Annotated in this window: 11 protein-coding genes; 2 read left to right on the top strand and 9 right to left on the bottom strand. The window is 73.5% G+C overall.

Annotated elements, in window-relative coordinates:
* Positions 1–52 precede the first annotated feature (52 nt).
* From ABEA43_RS37680 to ABEA43_RS37670, 3 genes are read right to left on the bottom strand one after another with little or no spacing between them, the layout of a single operon-like run.
* Positions 53–829 (bottom strand): amino acid ABC transporter ATP-binding protein, encoded by a 777-nt coding sequence (locus ABEA43_RS37680; protein WP_345569562.1) that lies wholly within the window; start codon positions 827–829, stop codon positions 53–55.
* Positions 826–1,686, bottom strand: a complete 861-nt coding sequence (locus ABEA43_RS37675) for an amino acid ABC transporter permease (RefSeq protein ID WP_345569560.1) — start codon at positions 1,684–1,686, stop codon at positions 826–828. Before ABEA43_RS37675 ends, ABEA43_RS37680 begins: the two co-directional genes overlap by 4 nt.
* The gene (locus ABEA43_RS37670; RefSeq protein WP_345569558.1) at positions 1,683–2,582 is read right to left on the bottom strand and encodes an ABC transporter substrate-binding protein; all 900 of its coding nucleotides are present in this window, start codon (positions 2,580–2,582) and stop codon (positions 1,683–1,685) included. Before ABEA43_RS37670 ends, ABEA43_RS37675 begins: the two co-directional genes overlap by 4 nt.
* A gap of 103 nt (positions 2,583–2,685) precedes the next feature.
* Between ABEA43_RS37670 and ABEA43_RS37665 the strand changes: the two genes are divergently transcribed.
* On the top strand, positions 2,686–4,140 hold the full coding sequence (locus ABEA43_RS37665; protein ID WP_345569556.1) for a PucR family transcriptional regulator: 1,455 nt from the start codon (positions 2,686–2,688) through the stop codon (positions 4,138–4,140).
* A gap of 9 nt (positions 4,141–4,149) precedes the next feature.
* On the opposite strand, the gene ABEA43_RS37660 is transcribed toward ABEA43_RS37665, so the two are convergent.
* Positions 4,150–5,799, bottom strand: a complete 1,650-nt coding sequence (locus tag ABEA43_RS37660) for a RecQ family ATP-dependent DNA helicase (RefSeq protein ID WP_345569554.1) — start codon at positions 5,797–5,799, stop codon at positions 4,150–4,152.
* Between the two features lie 149 nt (positions 5,800–5,948).
* Between ABEA43_RS37660 and ABEA43_RS37655 the strand changes: the two genes are divergently transcribed.
* The gene (locus tag ABEA43_RS37655; protein ID WP_345569552.1) at positions 5,949–6,449 is read left to right on the top strand and encodes a hypothetical protein; all 501 of its coding nucleotides are present in this window, start codon (positions 5,949–5,951) and stop codon (positions 6,447–6,449) included.
* A 9-nt stretch (positions 6,450–6,458) separates the two neighbouring features.
* On the opposite strand, the gene ABEA43_RS37650 is transcribed toward ABEA43_RS37655, so the two are convergent.
* Genes ABEA43_RS37650 through ABEA43_RS37630 form a run of 5 tightly spaced genes read right to left on the bottom strand, consistent with a single transcriptional unit; the run spans position 6,459 to position 20,454 of the window.
* Positions 6,459–7,787 carry a condensation domain-containing protein gene (locus tag ABEA43_RS37650; RefSeq protein ID WP_345569550.1) on the bottom strand — a complete coding sequence of 443 codons (1,329 nt, stop codon included), beginning with the start codon at positions 7,785–7,787 and terminating at the stop codon, positions 6,459–6,461.
* The gene (locus ABEA43_RS37645) at positions 7,784–8,059 is read right to left on the bottom strand and encodes a phosphopantetheine-binding protein (RefSeq protein WP_345569549.1); all 276 of its coding nucleotides are present in this window, start codon (positions 8,057–8,059) and stop codon (positions 7,784–7,786) included. The genes ABEA43_RS37650 and ABEA43_RS37645 overlap by 4 nt, the downstream gene beginning before the upstream one ends.
* Positions 8,059–8,259: an MbtH family protein gene (locus tag ABEA43_RS37640; protein ID WP_345569548.1), complete on the bottom strand. Its 201-nt coding sequence runs from the start codon at positions 8,257–8,259 to the stop codon at positions 8,059–8,061. The genes ABEA43_RS37645 and ABEA43_RS37640 overlap by 1 nt, the downstream gene beginning before the upstream one ends.
* 1 nt (position 8,260) lies before the next feature.
* Entirely contained in the window at positions 8,261–14,176 is a 5,916-nt protein-coding gene (locus tag ABEA43_RS37635) for a non-ribosomal peptide synthetase/MFS transporter (protein ID WP_345569546.1), read from the bottom strand.
* On the bottom strand, positions 14,173–20,454 hold the full coding sequence (locus tag ABEA43_RS37630) for an amino acid adenylation domain-containing protein (protein WP_345569544.1): 6,282 nt from the start codon (positions 20,452–20,454) through the stop codon (positions 14,173–14,175). Before ABEA43_RS37630 ends, ABEA43_RS37635 begins: the two co-directional genes overlap by 4 nt.
* Between the last annotated feature and the right edge of the window lie 15 nt (positions 20,455–20,469).

Below are 20,469 nucleotides of genomic sequence, written 5' to 3'. Positions count from 1 at the left end.
CGATAAGGACGAGGTGCAGGGCTGGGCGCGGTGACGGCGGCTTCGGTCGTGGCTACAGGACTTTGGACAGGAAGGCGCGGGTCCGCTGGTGGCGGGGGTTGGCGATCAGCTCGGCCGCCACCCCAGCCTCCACGACCAGCCCGTCGTCCATGAAGACGACCTGGTCGGCCACCTCCCGGGCGAACCCGATCTCGTGCGTCACCACGATCATCGTCATACCCGCCCCCGCCAGATCCTTCATCACATCGAGCACCTCCCCGACGAGCTCCGGATCGAGCGCGCTGGTCGGCTCGTCGAACAGCATCAGCTTGGGCTTCATGGCCAGCGCCCTGGCGATCGCGACCCGCTGCTGCTGGCCGCCCGAGAGCCGGCCCGGGTAGTCTTCCGCCCGCTCCTCCAGGCCCACCCGCCGCAGCAGGTCGAGCGCCGCCTGCCGGGCGGACTCGCGCGGCAGGCCGAGCACGTGCCTGGGGGCCTCCATGACGTTCTCCAGGGCCGTACGGTGCGGGAAGAGGTTGAAGCGCTGGAACACCATGCCGATGTCCCGCCGCTGGTCGGCCACCTCCCGGGGGCGCATCTCGTACTTCTTGCCGCCCGAGCGGCGATAGCCGACCAGATGGCCGTCGACCCAGATCTCGCCGGCGTCGAGTCGTTCGAGGTGGTTGACGCAGCGCAGGAACGTCGACTTGCCCGACCCCGACGGACCGAGCAGGCACACCACCTGGCCTGGATGGACGGTGAGGTCGATGCCCTTGAGCACCTCGACGGGACCGAAGCTCTTGCGCACGCCCCGCGCGGTCAGCAGCGGCTCGCTCGTACCCGGAGTCATGCGTGACCTCCCGTATGGACGTCAGAACGGCCGAGCCGCCGTTCGAGCCGCGACTGGGCGACGGTGAGCAGCGTGGTCAGCACGAGGTACCAGAGGCTGGCGACGATCAGCAGCGGGATCTGCTGGAAGTTGCGGCCGTAGATGAGCTGGGCGCTGGTCAGCAGGTCAGGCAGGCCGATGACCAGCACCAGGGAGGTGAGCTTGAGCATCGAGATCGTCTCGTTGGCGGTCGGGGGCACGATCACGCGGCCCGCCTGGGGCAGGATGACCCGCCGGTAGACGAGGGCGGGCCGCATGCCGAGCGCCTCGGCGGCCTCCCGCTGCCCGCGGTCCACCGAGCCGATGCCGGCCCTGACGATCTCGGCCATGTACGCGGCCTCGTTCAGCCCCAGACCGAGCACGGCCGCCGTGAACGGCGTGATCAGCACGTTCACCGGAGTGGAGAAGAACTCGGGGCCGAAAGGCACCCCGAGGCTGAGCCGCGGCATCACCGCGCCCAGGAAGAACCAGAACAGCAGCTGCACCAGGATGGGCGTGCCGCGGAAGAGCCAGACGTAGGCGGCGGCGACCCAGCGCAGCAGCGGGTTCTCCGAGAGCCGCATGATCGCCAGCGCGGTGCCCAGCACGACGCCGGCCAGCATGGCGAGCGCGGTCAGCTCGACCGTGAGCAGCAGCCCCCGCATGATCGACTTCTCGAAGAGGTAACCCGCCACCAGGTCGAGCCGGAGCGCGGGAGTGGTGAGCACGAAGTTCGCCGCCATCGCGGCCAGCACCGCGAGCACCGCCGCGGCCACCCAGCGGCCGGGGCGGCGCAGCGGCACGATCGGCTCGGTCGCGTGCTCCTGGAGGCCGGTCATGCGCCGGCGTTGATCGCGGCGTCCTTGAACGCCTGCGCCTGCAGGTTCCACTTGGCCAGCAGCTCGTCGTAGGTGCCGGTCGCGATGAGCTTCTTCAACGCGGCCTGTACGGCATCACGCAGCTGCGGCTTGCTCTTGGGCACGGGGATGCCGACGGGCAGCGGGTCGATCGCGCTCACCGCCACCTCGAACTGCTCCGGCGCCTGCTTCACGCTGTAGGCCAGGGTCAGGTCCAGCGCGGCGACCAGGTCGGCCCGCTTGGACTGCAGGGCCTGCACGGCGCTCGCCTGGTCGGGGAAGGGCACCTTCTCCACGGCGGGCTTCCCGGCGGCGGCGCACTTCTTCGTGACGTCGTCCACGAGCAGGTCGCCGGTCGCGGCCTTCTCGACGGCGACCTTCCTGCCGCACATGTCGAGAACCTCCTTGACGCCCTCCGGGTTGCCCTTGGCCACCATGAGCGCCGACCCGGACTTGAGGTAGTCGACGAAGTCCACCTGCTCCTGGCGTTCCTTCTTGTCGAGCATGCTGGTCAGGCCGAGGTCGTAGCGGCCCGCGTTGAGCCCGCCGATGATGCCGTCGAAGTTGACGTTCTCGAAGGCGAACTCGACGCCCAGCACCTCACCGAGGGCCTTGCCCAGGTCCGCGTCGAAGCCGAGCACGGTCTTGTTGTCGGTGTCGAAGAACTCCATGGGCGGGAAGGAGACGCCGGAGGCCACGCGCACCTTGCCGGCCTGCCGGATGTCCGCGGGGAGCAGCTTGGCGATCGCCTCGTCCTTCGCGCCCGCGGTGATCTGGGCCGTGGGGGCCGTCGTGGTCTCCTCGGGCGCGGCGCAACCGGCCAGCGCCGCCCCGCCGAGGAGGGTGCCGAGGAGGGTGGTGGCAAGTGCTCTTCTCATGGGTGCCCGTGCCTTCCCGTACAGGTGGTTGGCATTGAGTGTGGGGGCCGTGCCGCGGACCTTCAATCGGGGCAGCCATGAAGACGCGCCATATCCTTTGTGGGTGACCACAAAAGTGTCGGTGGAAGACCTGCTGCGCTCGCCCGCCCTCCAGCTACGCCTGCTGGCAGGCGAGGCGGGGCTGGGCCGGTCGGTGTCGTGGGCGCACGTCAGCGAGCTCGACGATCCCACGCCCTGGCTGCTCGGCGCGGAGGTCATCATGACGACGGGCATCGCCGTGCCGCGCCAGGCCGCCAAGCAGCGCGCCTACCTCGAACGGCTGGACGACGCGGGCGTGTCCGCGCTCGCCCTGTCGGCGCAGCTGCACGTGCCGCCGCTGCACGACGCCTTCATCCAGGCCGCGGAGGAGCGGGGCATGCCCGTGCTCGAAGTGCCGCTGGCCGTGCCGTTCATCGCGATCGCCCAGGAGGTGGCCGCGGCCGTGCAGGAGGACGCCAGCCAGCGGCTCGGCGCGCAGCTCCAGGTGTTCGGCGCGCTGCGCTGGCTGGCGGCCGAGGACCTCGACAGCGCCACGCTGTTCAAACGCCTCGAACGGCTGTCCGGCTACGAGGTCTTCCTCTGCACCCCGCAGGGACGGCCGCTGCTGCCCGGCGTGCCGGTGCCCGATCTGGCCGTGCTCCCGTCCGAGCCGGAGGCGCCGCCCACCATTCCCGGCGGTTTCGTGCTGCCGGTGCCCGCGCCGGGCGGTCCCGCGGGCTATCTCGTCGCGTTCGAGCGCCAGGGCGCCAGGCCCGCCGGGCTGGCCGTGGTGCAGCACATCGCCACGGTGGCCGCCCTCCAGGTGGCCAGGGCCCGCCACGAGCGCGAGACGCTGCGCCGCCAGGGCGCGGAGACGCTGTCGGAGCTGCTCCAGGACGTCCTCGACCCGGCCACGGCCCGGCGGCGCCTGGTCAGGATGGGCCTGCCGGGCGACGCCGGGCTGGTCCTCCTCGTGCTCAGGAACGTGCCCGACGAGGCCATCCACCGCGCCCTCGACGACCAGCCGCACCTCATGCTGCGCAGGGGCGACGACCGCTACGTGCTCGGCGCGCCCGGTCTCGGCGCGGCGGTCGCCGCGCTGCCCGGCGTCGCGGCGGGCATGAGCCGGCCGTTCCCGCCGGGGGAGTCCATGCAGATCCCCAAGCGGGAAGCGGTCTGGGCGGCCTCGACGGCGTCCGAGTCCGGCCAGGCGCTGATCCACTACGGTGACGACACCACCGGCCGGTGGCTGCCCGACGACCCGTGGGCGCTCACCGCGCTGGTCGAGAACGTGCTCGGCGCCGTGCTCGCCTACGACTCCGCGCACGGCTCCCAGCTCCTGACGTCCGTGCGGACGTGGATGGAGCGCGACCGGCGCACCGAGGACGCCGCGGCCGCGCTGCACATCCATCCCAACACGCTGGCCTACCGGCTGCGCAGGTTCGCCGAGCTGACGGGCCGCGACCTGTCGTCCACGGCCGCGTTCGCCGAGGTCTGGCTGGCGCTGCGGGCCGGCCGTCAGCTCGGTCTCCTGGACTGAGCCGGGCCGTCAGCTGGACGAAGCCGGGCGCAGCACGTCCTCCACGGCGCCCAGCGACAGGGTCTTGTAGCCGACCGAGTCGAACAGCACGGTGATCCGGTCCGGCTCGCGGCTCATGACCGTCCCCTCGCCCCACATCTTGTGCGTCACCTTCGCCTGCACCACGTACGGCCCGCCCGTGGGCGCCGTCCGGGACGGCTCGCCGTCGCCGCAGGTGTCGCACGAGCCGCACGTCCCCGGGTACGGCTCGCCGAAGTACTCCAGCAGGAACCGGCGGCGGCAGCCCCTGGTCTCGGCGTAGCCGCGCATCATGTCGATCCGCGAGTCGTCCACCCGGTGCCGCGCCTCGTCCAGCTCGACCGCCCGCGCGGCGGCCTGTTCCGGCGTCATCTTGCGCGCGGTGTAGCGCAGGTCGCCGGTGTCGGTGACGGTGAGCGCGCCCGCCTGCTCCAGCAGGTTGACGAGCCTGGTCAGGTACGACGGGCGTACCTTGAGCAGCGCGGCCAGCTCGCCCGCCGGGACCGTGCCGGCGTGCTCGCGGGCCAGCGTGGCCACGCGCAGCAGTGCCTCGCCGTCGGCCCGGCCGCCGACGAAGAACCGGCGCAGCCCCAGGTCCTCCTGCCGGTAGAACAGCACGGCCTCGGCGGGCGCGCCGTCCCGGCCCGCCCTGCCGATCTCCTGGTAGTACGCGTCGGGCGACTCCGGCGGCGCGGCGTGCAGCACGTAGCGCACGTCCGGCCGGTCGATGCCCATCCCGAACGCCGACGTCGCCACGACCGTGTCCACCTCGCCCGCGGTGAACAACTCCTGTACGCGGGTCCGCTCAGAAGTCCGCAGCCCCCCGTGGTACGCCCCCGCCCTGCGCCCCCGGCCGGCCAGTGCCGCCGCGTACTCCTCGGTCTCCTTGCGGGTGGCGACGTACACCAGGCCGAGGCCGCCGGCGGTGGCGGCGTACTCGATCAGGGCCTGGCTCTTGTCCTCCTCGCGGACGAACCGCCGGACCTCCAGCGAGATGTTCGGCCGGTCGAACCCCCTGACGATCTCCACCGGATCGGTCAGCCCGAGCGAGCGGACGATCTCCTCGCGCACGTTCGGCGCCGCGGTGGCGGTCATCGCGACCACCGGCGGGTGCCCGAGCCGCTTGATGACCTTGCCGAGCCGCTGGTAGTCGGGGCGGAAGTCGTGCCCCCACGACGAGACGCAGTGAGCCTCGTCGATCGCGATCAGCGACGGCCCGGCCTTCGCGAGCCGTTCGACGACGTCGGTCTTGGCGAGCTGCTCGGGGGACAGGAACACGAACTCCGCCTCCCCGGCCGTCACCTGCTCAAGCCCGGCCGCGACGGAGGAGGTCGAGTTCACCGCCACGGCGCCGCCCGCGTCCGCCTTGCGCAGGCCCATGACTTGGTCGCGCTGCAACGCGATGAGCGGCGAGACGACGATCGTGGGCCCGTCGAGCAATTGCGCGGGCACCTGGTAGACGGCCGACTTGCCGCCGCCCGTCGGCATGACGAGCAGCACGTCGCGCCCCGCGAGCAGGTGCTCCATCGCCTCCTGCTGGCCGGGCCGCAGCTTGTGCCAGCCGAAGCGCTGCTTGGCCGCGGCCCGCAGCCGCCGCCCCTGCCGCCCGAACCGAGCCCTCAGTGCCGTCCGTAATCCCATGCGCCATCCACCCTTCATACGGTGGGCGCACATTACCCACCTTCGCCCGCCCCATGCGCTCGTCGGCGTGGCGCGGGGCGACCCGAGACGTGATCGACATAATGAGATCATCCGTCCAACAGGAGGAGCACGTGCGTCCCGTCACGGGAATGCGAATCGGAACGGCGGCCGCGCTCGTCGTGACCCTGAGCGCCACGGCGACGGCGGCCACGGGCCTGACCGGCCCCGCGGCGGCGACGGGCGCGCCGGCGGGCGTCAGGACGCTCGCCGGCGATCCCATCCCGGACGAATGGAAGAACCGTACCTCGCTCCGGATCCTGCCCGGCCGGCCGCGCCAGAACAACGACGTCCGGCTGTTCGCGCACTGCCCCGAGGCCGCGAACCACGTGATCATCGGCTCCACCGCGTTCAACCTCAAGGGCTCGACGCGGCTGTACCGGGAGGTGGGCGAGTCGCTGTCCGACCGGGGCCTGGCCCGCCGCAGCGTCTCCATCTCCTACTTCGCGCTCCCCGGCCCGCACCAGGTCCTGATGAAGTGCGTGGTGGTCACGATGAACCAGAAGACCCGCATCCGCAAGATCAAAGTGATCAGCCGGTACGCCGTGCCGCTGCTGGTCCGCCGGTTCAGGATGGCGCAGTTCTTCGACTGAGCCCGGAACTCAGCGGGCGTTGCGGACCAGCAGGTCCTCGACGCCGAGCAGCATCGCCCGCGCCGTGTCCCGCCCGAGGTAGGCGGTGTCCACGATGAGGCTGAGTGCTCCGGTGCCGGTGGCCGTGCCCACGGTGAAGAACACCTTGAACCGCACCCCCGGCCAGGCGTCCGTGACGTACGTCCGGGTCCGTCCGGTGAGCGCGGCCAGATCCCCGTACTCGGGCAGGTTCGGCCAGTCGCCGGTTCCCCGCCGGTCGTTGAAGAACGCGTCCAGGTCCGGCTCCCTGCCGCGGCGGCGGCCGACCTCCTCCCGCATGGCCTGCATCGCGAAGGGGTCGTAGTGCGCGTTGCGGTAGGCGGCGAGGGCGTTGCGGTGCGCGTCCGCGCACGTCGCGGCGAAGCCGTCCGGGTTCACGTCCAGCTGGAACAGGCCGTCCTGCCCCACCGTGCCGACCATGCCACGGGTACGCGGATCGCGCCGGTTGCTGTGCACGAGCTGCATGACCGCCCTGCCCCGCCCGCTCACCCCGGCCAGCACCGTGGCGCAGGCGGCGAGCAGCACGCTGGTGGTGCTGATCGTCCACCGGGCGGCCAGCCGCTCGGCCGCGGCGGCGAGCGCCACCGACTCCATGCCGACCTCGATGAAACGCGGCTCCTCCGCCTCGCCCGGCGGATGGTCGAACACCTCCAGCGGCACCTCTTCGAGCACCGAGCGCCAGTACCTGATCGACCTGGACGAGCGGGCCAGGAACGACTCCTCGCGCTCCAGCTCCGCCTGGTCCAGCGGCTGCCATCCGGCAGGCGGCAACGGGTCTCCTCTGAGCAGCGCGCGCCACTCCGCCGAGAGCAGGCTCAGCGCCTGGAAGTCCACGGCCAGATGCGAGAAGGCGAACGCCAGCGCCCGCGGCCGGCCGTCCTTGGTCACGACGGCGCACCGCAGCGGCAGGTCCACGCCGTGGTCGAAGACCGTCCTGGCCAGCTCGCCGGCGATCCGCTCCGCGGCCTGCAACCCCCGCTCCTCCTCCGCCGCCACCACCGTCACGGCCAGCTCGCCGCCGCTCGCCACCCGTTGCACCGGGCCGTCCGGCGTGCCGGCGAAGGTGGTGCGCAGGCTCTCGTGGCGTTCGAGCAGGACGCCCAGCGCGTCCAGCACCGTGGCGAGATCACGTTTGCCGTAGACCGGGAGCACCCATGGGCAGTTGAGGAAGGATTGGCTGTCGCCCATCAGATGGACGGCCCGCCACATCAGCCGCTGCCCCCAGGTCAGCGCTCCCGAGCCGGCCCGTACCCCGTTGAACGCCACCGTCGCGGCCGCCCGCGTCCCGGTGGCAGTCATCGGGGCCGCCCGGGTCCGGTCGCGAGCAGGCCGGAGACGGCGGCGGCGAGCGGGGCGACGTGCTCGGCGGAGGACAGGTCGCCGTTCAGGTCCACGTCGATGTCGAACGTGTCCTCGATCAGGTCGATGAGCCGGATCCGGGCCAGCGAGGTGAGGCCGAGCGCCGACAGGGAGTGGCGGCCCGCGAGCGCCTCCTCGGCGCTGACCCGGCCCTCGGACACGTCGGCGATCATCTCGGCCAGCACCCGGCGCAGCCGCTCGGTCTCGCTCATCACCCCGCCTCCCCTGCGGCGTCTTGACGTAGACGTACGCTGCGCGGCCGCATGTCCGTCCATACCTGGTCGATGTGGCTCAGGCACTCCTCCCGCCCGCCCGTGAACCCCTCGGGCCGCCATCCGGCCGGGGGCCGCCGGTCGAGCGGCCACAGCGAGTACTGCTCCTCGTCGTTGACGACCACCTGGTGTCTCTCCATGTCAGCTCTCCTCTGCGGTAGGGGTGGGCGCGCGCAGGGCCCGTACGCCGACCAGGTCGTCCGCGACCGCGTCGGGCACGTCCCGGTCGAAGCGGGCCAGCGCGGGGACGCGCATCGCGATCAGCGCGAGCGCCGCGATGGCGAGGCCGAAGAGCACGTACATGAGCCCGATGCCGCGACCCGGTCCGGTGCCGATGAGCGCGCCGGCCGTGGCCGCGAGCGGGCCGTCCGGGAGCAGCAGCGGGTCGAGCAGCGCCGCGCCGTACGGGGCGACGAGGCCGAAGCCGATGGGCAGCGTGGACCAGGCGATGAGGGTGTTCATGGCGAACACCCGGCCGTGGAACCGCTGCGGCACCTTGACCTGCACGATCGTGGCGTAGATCCCGTTCAGCACGGTGACCCAGGCCGTCATGCCGCACGCGCCGGCGGCGATCACGGCCAGGTCGGCGCGCAGCCCGGTGACCAGGCAGAAACCGCCCAGGGCGAGGGCGCACAGCAGCACGCCACGCATCCGCAGGCGGCGGGGCCCACCCCAGACGACCATCACCAGCGCGCCGGCGAACGTGCCGACGCCGGCCAGGAACGAGATCCGGCCCACGTCCGCGAGCCCGGCGAACGAGAGCACCAGCGGCGCGAACATCAGCAGCAGCGGGGCGAGGAACACGTTCAGCACGACGAAGAACAGCAGCATGCCGACGAACCCGCGATGGCCGAGCGAGTAACGCAGCCCGCCCAGGATCTCCGCCCGCATCGACTCCCTGCGCCGCCACGGCATCGTGCGGGGGAAGCGCACCGCCAGCAGCACGACGATCGCGACCGCGTAGCTGGCGACGTCCAGGGCGAGAATGCCGCCGAGCCCGATGCCCGCGAGCAGGCCGACGGCGAAGATCGGCACCAGGAGCTGCGCGGTCCCCGTGCCCAGTTGCATGAGCCCGGCGGCATGCCCGAGATACGGCTTGGGCACGAGCTGGGGGACGGCGGAGAAGTACGCGATCCGCTGGAAGGTGAGCGCGACGGAGAGACAGGCCAGCAACGGGTAGATCATCCCCGCCGACAGGTTCCCGGTCCACAGCAGCACCCCGAACGCGAGCTGGATCGAGAACGCCGCCGCGTCCCCCGCCAGCATCACCCGCCGCCGGCTCGTCCTGTCGACGATCGCCCCCGCGACGGGCGCGGTCAGCAGCCCCGGCACCAGGCCGACCACGGCCATCAGCGCGAACTGCGCCACCGACCCCGTCGTGGTGTAGACCCACAGCGGGACGGCGAACTCGGTGAGCGCCGACCCCGTGACGGACACGAGCTGGCTCATCGCGACGGCGAGGAAGCGCGGAATGCCCGGCCGCACCCCGGCCGGCGCGGGCGCTGTGGTGGCGCGCGACACGTCGTGCCGCCACCAGGTGGCGCCGGGCGCCCGTGCCCGTACGGGCTCGTCCAGCGTCCGGTGCGCGGTGGTGACGATCTCGGCCAGCTCCTCGGCCCGGTACTTCAGGAAGAAATGGCCGGCCTCCGCGAGCACGACCACGGCCGACACCGAGGTCAGGAAGTGCCACTCGCGGAAGCGCTCCTGGTAGTAGTCCGTCGCCGGGTCCTCGGTGCCCACCACGCTGATCACCGGAGCCCGCAGCCGCTCCGTGCCGGTCTCGAACAGGCGCGTGTAGTACGCCTCCGCCTCCCGGGAGTCGCGGCGCATGTTCCGTACGATCCGGCGGGCCTGGACGGGATCGATCTCGCCCATGTCCAGGCCGAGCGAGATCAGCCAGTTGACGTAGCGCTGGTCGCTGCGCAGGCGCTCGACGTCGGCGAGCCGGGCGATCCGCGACAGCAGCGGGCCGCGCGGGCGGGCGAAGGGGAAGATCCCGCCGATGTACACGGCCACAAGATCCCGGCCGGCGGCCTCCAGGCGGCGGGCGATGTCCACGGCCAGGGCCGAGCCGACGCCGCAGTGCCCGTACAGGACGATCGGGCCGTCCACCTGGTCCAGGATCTCGCGTACGCAGCCGGTGGCGAGCTCGTCGAAGGGCAGCTGGTCCTCTTCCACGCCCACGTCGTGGCCGGGGATCGCGACCGACCAGAGCGCGTGCCCGTCCGGCAGGGCGTCGGCGAGCGGCTGGTAGACGACCGCGCTGCCGCCACCGTAGGGCACGCACACGTAGCTCAGCTCCGGGCTCAGCTCCGGGCTCAGTTCCGGGCTCAGCTCCGGCGTCCTGGCGCGTGCGCGGGTCAGCCGGTGCAGCAGCGTGCGCGGGCCGCGCCGGTCGGCGGGGGTGTCGGCGAGCGCCGCCAGCTCGCGGACGGTGCGGTGCTGGAAGACCTCCATCACGCTGACCCCGGCCCCGGTCTGCCTGCGCAGGCGGGCCACCACCTGGGTGGCGAGCAGCGAATGCCCGCCGAGGTCGAAGAAGTCGTCATCGACGCCGATCGTCTCGATGCCCAGCAGCTCGCCCCAGATCGCGGCGAGGGCCTGCTCCGTGGGGGTGGCGGGCGCGACGAGCTCGACCCCGGCGTCCCGTCCGGCGACCGGCGCGGGCAGGGCCCGGCGGTCCAGCTTGCCGCTGGGGTTGAGCGGCAGCGCGGCCAGCGTGACGTAGGCGCTCGGCACCAGGTGGTCGGGCAGCACCCGCTTCAGCGCGGCCCGGACGGCACCATGATCGATCCCGGCCACGAGTCCAGCATCGGTCCTGGCCCCGACCCCGACCCCGGACCCGGACCCGGACCCGGACCCGACCCCGGACGCAGGCCCTGGCAGCGGCTCTGCTCCTGTCCACGGCCCGCCGTTCGAGGGGTCCGGTCCGGGGCTTGGCGTGAGGTACGCCACCAGGCGCGGGTCGCCCGGGCGGTCCGCGCGGACGATGACGGCCGCGTCGCGGACGGCGGGCAGCGCGCGCAGCGCCGCCTCGATCTCGCCCGGCTCGATCCGCATCCCGCGCAGCTTGACCTGGGCGTCCAGGCGGCCGAGGAACTCCAGCGCGCCGTCGGGCCGCCACCTGGCCAGGTCGCCGGTCCGGTACAGGCGGGACCCCGGCGGGCCGAACGGGTCGGGGACGAACCGGTCGGCGGTGAGGCCGGGCCGGTTCAGGTAGCCACGGGCCGGCCCGGCGCCGCCGATGAACAGCTCACCGGGCACCCCGATCGGGGCCGGCGACAGGGCGGCGTCGAGGACGTACAGGGAGGTGTTCGCGATCGGCGTGCCGATCGGCACCCTGGCGGCCGAGGCGAGCGTGCCGGGACGGCAGTGCCAGGCGGACACGTCGACGGCGGCCTCGGTGGGGCCGTACAGGTTGTGCAACTCGGCGGCGGGCAGCGCCGCGACGCAGCGCCGCGCCAGGTCGGCGGGCAGCTCCTCACCCGAGCAGATCACCCTGCGCAGCGAGCGGCAGCCCGCCGCACCGTCCTCCCCGAGGAACGCCGCCAGCATCGACGGCACGAAATGCGCCGTGGTCACGCCCTCGGAGACGATCAAATCCCGCAGGTACGCCGCGTCCTTGTGGCCCCCGGGCGTCGCGAGCACCAGCGTCGCGCCGCAGCGCAGCGGCCAGAACAGCTCCCACACCGACACGTCGAAGCTCAGCGGCGTCTTCTGCGCCACCACGTCGCCCGCCTCCAGCGGGAAGCGCTCCTGCATCCAGTCGAGGCGGTTGGCGATGGCGCCGTGGGTGTTCGGCACGCCCTTGGGCCGACCGGTGGAGCCCGAGGTGTAGATGACGTAGGCGACGTCGTCCGGCCGCACGTCGGGGAGGGGCCCGGGGCCGCCGGTCCAGACGGCCGGGTCGGCCAGGTCTTCCAGATCTTCCAGATCTTCTAGGTCGAGGATCGTCGCGGAGGTGTGCGGCAGCGCGGGCCGGATCCGTTCCTGGGTGAGGAGTGCGGCCGGCGCGGCGTCCGACAGCATGAACGCCACCCGCTCGGCCGGATAGCCAGGATCGATCGGCAGGTACGCCGCCCCCGCCTTGAGCACGCCCAGCAGGCCCGGCAGCAGCTCCAGCGACCGCTCGGCGCAGACCGCGACCACCGACCCGGCGCCCACGCCGAGGCCGCGCAGCGTGCGCGCGACGCGATCCGCCCGCGCGGTCAGCTCCCGGTACGACAGCGAACGCCCCTCGAAGCGCACCGCGACCGCGTCCGGCGTGCGCGCCGCCTGCGCCTCGACGCGGCCGTGCAGGGTGGCCGGGCCTGGATACTCCGTCGCGGTGTCGTTCCAGGTGTGGAGGACCAGGCGCCGTTCGTCCTCGGTGAGCAGGTCGATCTCCGACAGCCGCAGGCCGGGGCGGGCGGCCACCCGCTCCAGCAGGGCGGCCAGGTGAGCGGCCAGCCGTTCGATCGTGCCCGGGTCGAACAGGTCGGTGTTGTAGACGAACATCCCGCCCGCGTCGCCGCCGGCGTAGAGCTCCAGGTCGTACCTGGTGGCCCAGGCGTCCACGGGGAAGTCGGCCACGCTCAGCCCGGCCGGCGGCTCGACGCCGGCGTTGTAGGTCTGCATCGAGAGGATGACACCGAACAGCGGGGACCTGGACACCTCACGCGGCAGGTCCAGCTCGGAGACGAGCTGCTCGAAGGGCAGGTCCTGGTGGGCGAAGGCGTCCAGGGCGACGGCGCGCACGCGTTCGAGCAACTCGGCGAACGTCGGGTCGCCCGACAGGTCCACCCGCATGGTCAGCATGTTCACGAAGCAGCCGATCACGCCGTCCAGCTCGGGCACGTGGCGGCCGGCCACCGGCGATCCCACGGCCACGTCGGACGCGCCCGCGTACCGGCCGAGCAGCGCGGCGAACCCGGCCAGCATCGTCATGTACGGCGTGGCCCGGTGCTCGCGACCCAGCCGCGCCAGCCCGGCGGCCACCTCGGGCGACAGGGGGAACGCGCACGCCGCGCCGGCGTAGGTGCGCTCGGGCGGGCGCGGCCGGTCCGCCGGCAGGTCCAGCGGCTCCAGCCCGGCCAGCCGCTCCCGCCAGAACTCCAGGTCGCGGTGCGACGGCGGCAGGGCGCGCTGCCAGGCCGCGTAGTCGGCGTACCCCACCTCGGGGGACGGCGGCGCGCCGCCCTCGTAGCGGGCGAAGACCTCGCGCAGCAGCAGGCCGGCCGACCAGCCGTCGGCCGCGATGTGGTGCACCCCGATCACCAGGACGTGGTCGTCGCCGGCCAGCCGGACCAGCAGCGCCCGCGCCAGGGGCCCTGTGGCCAGGTCGAACGGCACCGCCAGGAACTCCTCCGCCATCACCCTGGCGGCCGCCTCGTCCGGCGCCTCCCGGACGATCAGCGGCAGCGCCCCCTCACCGCCACGCCCGCCACGCCCGCCGCGCCCGCCGGGTTCGCGGAGTTCGCGAGGCTTGTCGTGCACGCGGAGGTCGCCGGACTCGCCGGACTCGCCGGGCGTGCCGGGCTCGCTGAGCTGGCTGAGCTGGCTGAGCTGGCTGAGCTGGCTGGGCTCGTCGTGCTCGCTGAGCTCGATCCGGGGGCGGCCGTCCCAGGTTGCGGGGAAGCGCATGCGCAGCGCGTCGTGCCCGGCCACGACGGCGTCGAGTGCGGTGGCCAGCGCTTCCGCGTCCAGCGGGCCCCGCAGCCGCAGCCTGAGCGGGATCGTGAGCTGGGTGGTGCCCGGCGCGAACTGCTCCAGGAACCACAGCCGCTCCTGGGCGTGCGACAGCGGCGGCGCCTCACCGGCGGGCCGGACCGGAATGGTCCGCCGCATCCCCGCCGCCGCCGCGTCCGTCGCCCCCGCCGCCGCAGCCCCGCGTTTCAGCCGCCGCGCCAGCAACGCCTGCTTCGCCGCCGACAACCCGTCCGAGCCGGTCGCGACGTCCGAGCTGGTCACGGCACCCAGGCTGGTCGCTGCGTCTGAGCCGGTCGGGGCGTCGCGGGTGGCCGGGGCGTTGTGGGTGGACGGGGTGCGAGGGCCTGTCAGCGCGTCCGAGTCGGTCAACGGGGGACCTCCGTGTCCAGCAGGCGGGCCGCCTCCGCGTCGGAGAGGCTCGACAGCTCCTCGATCAGCAAGGTCTCGACCGCGGCCGCCAGCCCGGTGACGGACGGATGGTCGAACACGGTGCGGACCGGCACCTCCACCTCCAGGGAGTTCCGCAGCAGCGCCGCCACCCTGGTCGCGAGCAGCGAGTGCCCGCCGAGGGCGAAGAAGTCGTCCAGCGCCCCGATGCGCCCGGCGTCCAGGCCGAGCACCTGCGCCCAGATCCCGGCCACCAGCGTCTCGGCGTCGGTGCTGAGCGGCACGAACGCGGCGGACGGCACAGGCTCCGGCGCCGGCAGCGCGGCCAGGTCCACCTTGCCGGTGATCGTGAGCGGCAGCGCGTCCAGCCGTACCCATCCGGTGGGCACCAGATGCGCGGGCAGCGTCGCGGCCAGGCGCCGGCGCAGCTCGCCGGGCTCGGCGGAGCCGACCACGTACGCCGTCAGCCGTTCCGGATCCGCGGTCACCACCGCCTGGCGCACCCCCGGATGCGCCAGCAGCGCCGCCTCCACCTCACCCGGCTCGACGCGGAAGCCGCGCACCTTCACCTGACCGTCGAAACGGCCCAGGAACTCCAGCACGCCGTCGGGACGCCGCCGCACCCGGTCCCCGGTCCGGTACAGCCGCGACCCCGGCGGCCCGTGCGGGTCGGGCGTGAACCGATGGGCGGTGAGCGCCGGGCGGCCCAGGTAGCCGTGCGCCAGGCCGGGCCCGCCCAGGAACAGCTCGCCCGGGGAGCCGGGCGGGACCGGCTCGCCGTGGCGGCCGAGCACGTGGGCGGTGGTGCCGTCGATCGGCCGGCCGATGGGCGGGCGGTGGGTGGTGTCCGCCGCGCCGAGGGTGGCCGCCGTGGCGATGATCGTCGCCTCCGTCGGCCCGTACGTGTTGACCAGCGTGACCTCGTCCCCGAACCTGGCCCGCCACCTGGCGACCGCAGAGGCGTGCGCCTGCTCGCCACCGATGATCATCAGCCGCAGCGGCTCCGGCCAGCTCACGTCGCCGAGCGCCTCGGTGAGCCGGTGCCAGTACGCGGTCGGCAGGTCCAGCACGCTCACCCGGCGGCCGGCCGGGGTGCGCAGCGCGTCCGGCAGAGTCGCCGCCCCACCGGGCAGCAGCAGCACGGACGCGCCGGCCGTCAACGCCGGGTACAGCTCCTCCGCGTGCGCGTCGAAACTGAGCGAGGCGAACTGGACGACGCGGTCGGCGGGCCGCAGGCCGTACGCGTGCCGCATCCAGCGCACCCGCAGGGCCAGGCTCCCGTGCTCGACCAGCACCCCCTTCGGCCGGCCCGTCGAGCCGGAGGTGTAGACGACGTACGCCGGGTCGCCGGGCCGCACGGCCGCCCACCCGCCGAGCCAGCGCGGATCGCCGCTGCCCGACCCGGCGGACGGGATGAGCGCGACGGTCTCCTGCGGCAGCCGATGGGCGAGCTCCGCGTCGGTCACGACCAGGCGCGCGCCGCTGTCCGCGATCAGGAAGGCGAGCCGTTCGTCCGGATGGCCGGGATCGAGCGGCAGGTACGCGCCTCCGGCCCGCCACACGGCGAGCAGCGCCACCACCGCCTCGGCCGACCGCCCCGCGCACACACCGACCACGCACCCGTCGGCCACCCCGCGCCGCCGCAACGCCGCCGCGAGCCGGGCGACCCTGGCGTCGAGCTCGGCGTAACTCACCTGCTCATCGCCGGAGATCAGCGCCGTGGCGTCCGGCGCGAGGGCCACCGCTCGCTCGAACAGCGCGGGCACCATCTCACCGGCATCGAGCTCGGCCACGGCGGCCGGGCCGGTCGCATCCGCCAGGTCGCTCCCGGTCAGCATCGGCAGCCGGGAGATCCGCGTGCCCGGGGCATCGGCGATCCCCCGCAACAGCACGCCGAACCGCTCCGCCAGCCCCTCGATCGTGGCCGGCCGGAAGAGGGCGGAGTCGTAACCGAGGACGGCGAGCAGCCCTTCCTCGTTACGCCACGTCTCCAGAGCCAGGTCGAACTTGGCCTGCCGATACCCGCCGTCGAACAGCGACACGCCCAGATCACCCATCCGCTCCGGCGGGGTGCCGTCCCCGGCCTGGCTGTGCAGGATGATCATGGTGGCCAGCAGCGGATTGCGATGGAGGTCGCGCGGCACGCCGAGCTCGCCGATGAGCCGCTCGAACGGCACCGTACGGTGCGCGTGCGCGTCCAGCACCGTGCGGCGGGTGACGCCGAGCAGATCGCCGAAGGCCGGATCGCCCGCGAGGTCGCCGCGCAGGACCAGGGTGTCGGTGAGGTAGCCGATGACCGGCTCCAGCTCCACCCGGTCGCGGGCCGCCCACGGCGTGCCCACCAGGACGTCCGTCTGACCGGTGTGCCGGGCCAGCAGCACCTGGTACGCCGCGACCAGCACCATGAAGAGGGACGCGCCGTGCTCCTGCGCCAGCCGTTCCAGCCGGGTGACGACCTCCTGCGGGATCCGGAAGGAGTGGAACGCGCCCTCTGGCCGGGCTCCTCCGGGCTTGTCGGCGGGCAGCGCCGGCATGGGGGGCTCGGCGAGCTGCCGCCGCCAGTACGCCAGCGACTCCTCGCCCGCCGTGCCGGACTCCCGTTCCCGCTGCCACAACGCGACGTCGCCGTACTGCACGGGCAGCGGCACCAGGCCGGGTGGGCGGCCCTCGACGCGAGCCTGGTAGAGGGCGAACACGTCGTCGAACAGGACACCGAGCGACGAACCGTCGGCGATGATGTGGTGCAGCACGAAGCACAGCACATGGTCGTCGTGGCCGAGCCCGAGCAGGCCGACCCGCAGCGGCGGGGCCGCCGCCAGGTCGAACGGCGCGTTGGTGCGGTCGGCGACCAGCCATCGGGCCAGCTCCTCCGGCTCGGCCGAGGCGGTCAGATCGATGCGCTCGACGGGGACGGGCCCCGGCGGATGGACGACCGTGACCGGCTCGCCGTCGGCGTCGTCGAACGACGTGCGCAGGCTCTCGTGCCGCGCCACCACGGCGTCCAGGGCGGCCAGGAGCGCGACCGTGTCGAGCGCGCCGCGCAGCCGCAGCACGAGATACATGTTGTACGAGGCGTCGTCCGGGTCGAGCTGCTGCAGGAACCACAGCCGTTCCTGCGCGAACGACAACGGCGGCGTCATCCCGGCCGGCCGCGGCCGCACCGCCGTCCCCGATCCCGCCTCGCCGCCGCCGTCTTCGCCGGCCGAGGACCGTTCCGCCCGGAGCCGGACGATCTCCTCGACGACCCCGCCGATGGTGGGGTCGTCGAAGAACGCGTCCAGCGACACCTCGATGCCGACGCGGTCCCTGATGCGGGCCGTGATCTGGGTGATCGTGAGCGAGTGACCGCCCAGGTCGAACAGGTCGTCGTCGGGGCCGATCTCGTCCAGCTCCAGCACCTCCCGCCAGATCAGCCGGACCACCTCGGCCAGCCCTGCCGCCTCATCGGTGTCCCGCGCAGGAGCGTTTCCCGTGGGTTCCGGGAGCGCAGCGCGGTCGAGCTTGCCGACGGGGGTCAGGGGGAGGGCGTCCAGAGTGACGTATGCGCTGGGGAGCATCGCCAGCGGCAGCGTCCTGGCCAGATAACCGGTCAACTGGCTGGGGTCGAGCGCGGCGCCCGGCGCCGGGACGACGTACGCCACCAGCCGCCGATCACCGTCGGCGGTCGCCGAGATCCGCACCGCGGCCTGGCCGACCTGGGGATGCTCCAGCAGGCGGGACTCGATCTCACCGAGCTCGACCCGGTGACCCAGCAGCTTGACCTGCCCGTCCCGGCGGCCCAGGAACTCGATCTCGCCGTCGGCCCGGTGGCGGGCCAGGTCCCCGGTGCGGTACAGCCGCGCCCCGGGAGGTCCGTACGGGTCGGGGACGAACTGCCCGGCCGTACGCGCCGGCCTGCCCCGATAGCCGCGCGCCACGCCGGCGCCGCCGATGCACAGCTCGCCCGCGACGCCGACCGGCACCGGCCGCAGCGTCGCGTCGAGCAGGTAGACCTGGGTGTTCGCGAGCGGACGGCCGATCGTGACACTCTCCCCGACCTCGGCGAACGTGCTCCAGACGGTCGTCTCGGTCGGGCCGTACACGTTGACGACGCGCTCGCACCGCGCACGTAACTCCGCCGCGAGCGAGGCGGGCAGGGCCTCGCCGCCCGCCAGAGCGGTCACTCCGCCGATGCCGCCCGGCAGCAGCAGCCGCCACACCGACGGGGTGGCCTGCACGTGCGTCACGCCCTGCGCCGCGACCAGCCGGGCCAGCGCCTCAGGCCTCCGTACGGCGTCGTGCGGAGCGACGACCACCCGGCCGCCGGTGATCAGCGGCAGGAAGAGCTCCAGGGCGGAGATGTCGAACGCGGGGGAGGTGAGGGCGAGCCAGACGTCGTCAGACCCGGCCCCCAGCCGGTCGCGCATCGCCTGCAGCAGGTTGGCCAGGTTGCCATGGGTCACCTCGACGCCCTTGGGCCGCCCGGTCGAGCCCGAGGTGTAGATCACGTAAGCGACCTCGTCCGGCAACGTCAAGGTCACCGGCACCGCCTCCGCACTCAGGTCCGGGTGCTCGTGCAGCAGCAGGTGCGGGCCTGGGAGGGCGTCGGGCGGGGCGGTGTCGGACAGCAGGAGCCGAGGGCGGGCGTCCGCCATGATCATGGCGAGCCGTTCCGCCGGATGGTCCGGGTCGAGCGGCAGGTAGGCGGCGCCGGCCCGGTGGACGGCCAGGAGGCAGGCCGGCAACGTGGCGGAGCGCCGCAGGTGCACGGCCACCAGGTCCCCGCGCCGGACCCCGGCCTGGAGCAGCCGGCGGGCGAGCAGGTCGGCCGCGGCGTCCAGCTCCGCATAGCTCTGCGAGCGGCCGTCGAACGTCACGGCGGGGGCGTCCGGCCGGGCGCGTACCTGGCCGGCGAACAGGCTGGGCAGCGTGGCGGACGTGGGGTAGGCGACCGCGGTGTCGTTCCACTCGACGAGCAGGCGATGCCGTTCGGCCGGGGACACGATGTCCGGCTCGGCCAGGCGGACGCCGGGATCGTCGGCGGCGCGGCGCAGCAGGGCGCGCAGGCCGTCGGCGAACCGGGCCACCGTGTCCCGGCCGACGGCCGCGGGATCGAAGCGCAGCCTCATGGCCAGCCCGTCGGGCCCGTCGACGAACTGCAGGTGCAGGGCGTTGCGCACACCCCCGCCGAACATCATCCGATCGACGGAGAGGTCCAGGCCGGGGAAGCACGGCTCGGTCCCCTCCCGTTTGCGGTAGCTGACCGACACGGGCACGGCGGCGCCGCGCGGCGGCAGCCCGAGCGCCCGCGCGAGCGGCACCTCCCGGAACCGGTACACCTCGCGCACCTCGTTCCTGACGGCTCGCACCAGCTCGCGGAACGCCTGCCCGGCCGCGGGCCTCGACAGCGTGGGCAGCTCGTTGACGAACGGCCCGATCTGGCCGCGGGTCGCCGGCCCGCGGGTGGTCACGTCGATCGCGACCGTCACGTTCTCGGCGCCGTACCTGAACAGCAGCGCGTGCACGGCGGCCAGCAGCGCCTCGAACGTCGTCGCGCCGGCCGCCCGTGCCACCTCGGCGGCGTGCGCGGCCAGATCGTGGTCGAGGCCGGCGTCGATCTCCTCGCCCGGCCCGTACCGCGTGGCGGTGCGCCGCTGGCCGGGCAGCACGATCTCGGCGGGCTCCGCCCAGCGCCGCTCCCAGAATTCCCGGGCGGCGGGCAGGGCGTCCAGCACCCGCTCGCGCTCGGCCTCGACGGCCGCGGCGAACGGTAACGGCGCGGGATCGGCGGGGACATGGGGTGCGGAGCCGGGGGTGGATCGGGTGGCGGCGTAGAGGTCCGCGAGGTCGCGTACCAGGATGTCCTTGGACATGCCATCGAAGACCAGATGATGGGCGACGAACAGCAGCACGTGCCGCCCCGGCCCCGCCTGCGCCAGCGTGAACCTGGCCAGCGGCCCCCGCTCCAGGTCGAAACCCCGGGCGCTTTCATCCCGTAACAGGCGGTCGAGGGCGTCGGGGGACGGGCGGGCCAGGGTCACGGGCGGCGGTGCGCCCGGGACGAGACGGAGGCCGCCGGCGTGCTCGGCGACGGCCGTGGAGAGCACCGGATGCCGGGCGATCACCCCGGCGCATGCCCTGAGCAGCGCGTCCACGTCGAGGTCGCCGTCGAGCCACAGGGCGAGCGGCATGTGGTACGCCAGGCCGGCGCCCATGCGCTCGCTGATCCACATGCCCTGCTGGGCGAACGAAGCGGGAGTGTTTTCCTGGCGGTGGTTCATGTTCGTTCTTCCTGT

This window comes from Nonomuraea rosea (assembly GCF_039539705.1).
Classification (GTDB): Bacteria; Actinomycetota; Actinomycetes; order Streptosporangiales; family Streptosporangiaceae; genus Nonomuraea; species Nonomuraea rosea.
Note: the sequence above shows the minus strand (reverse complement) of the source record. Positions and strands in the feature narration are given on the sequence as shown.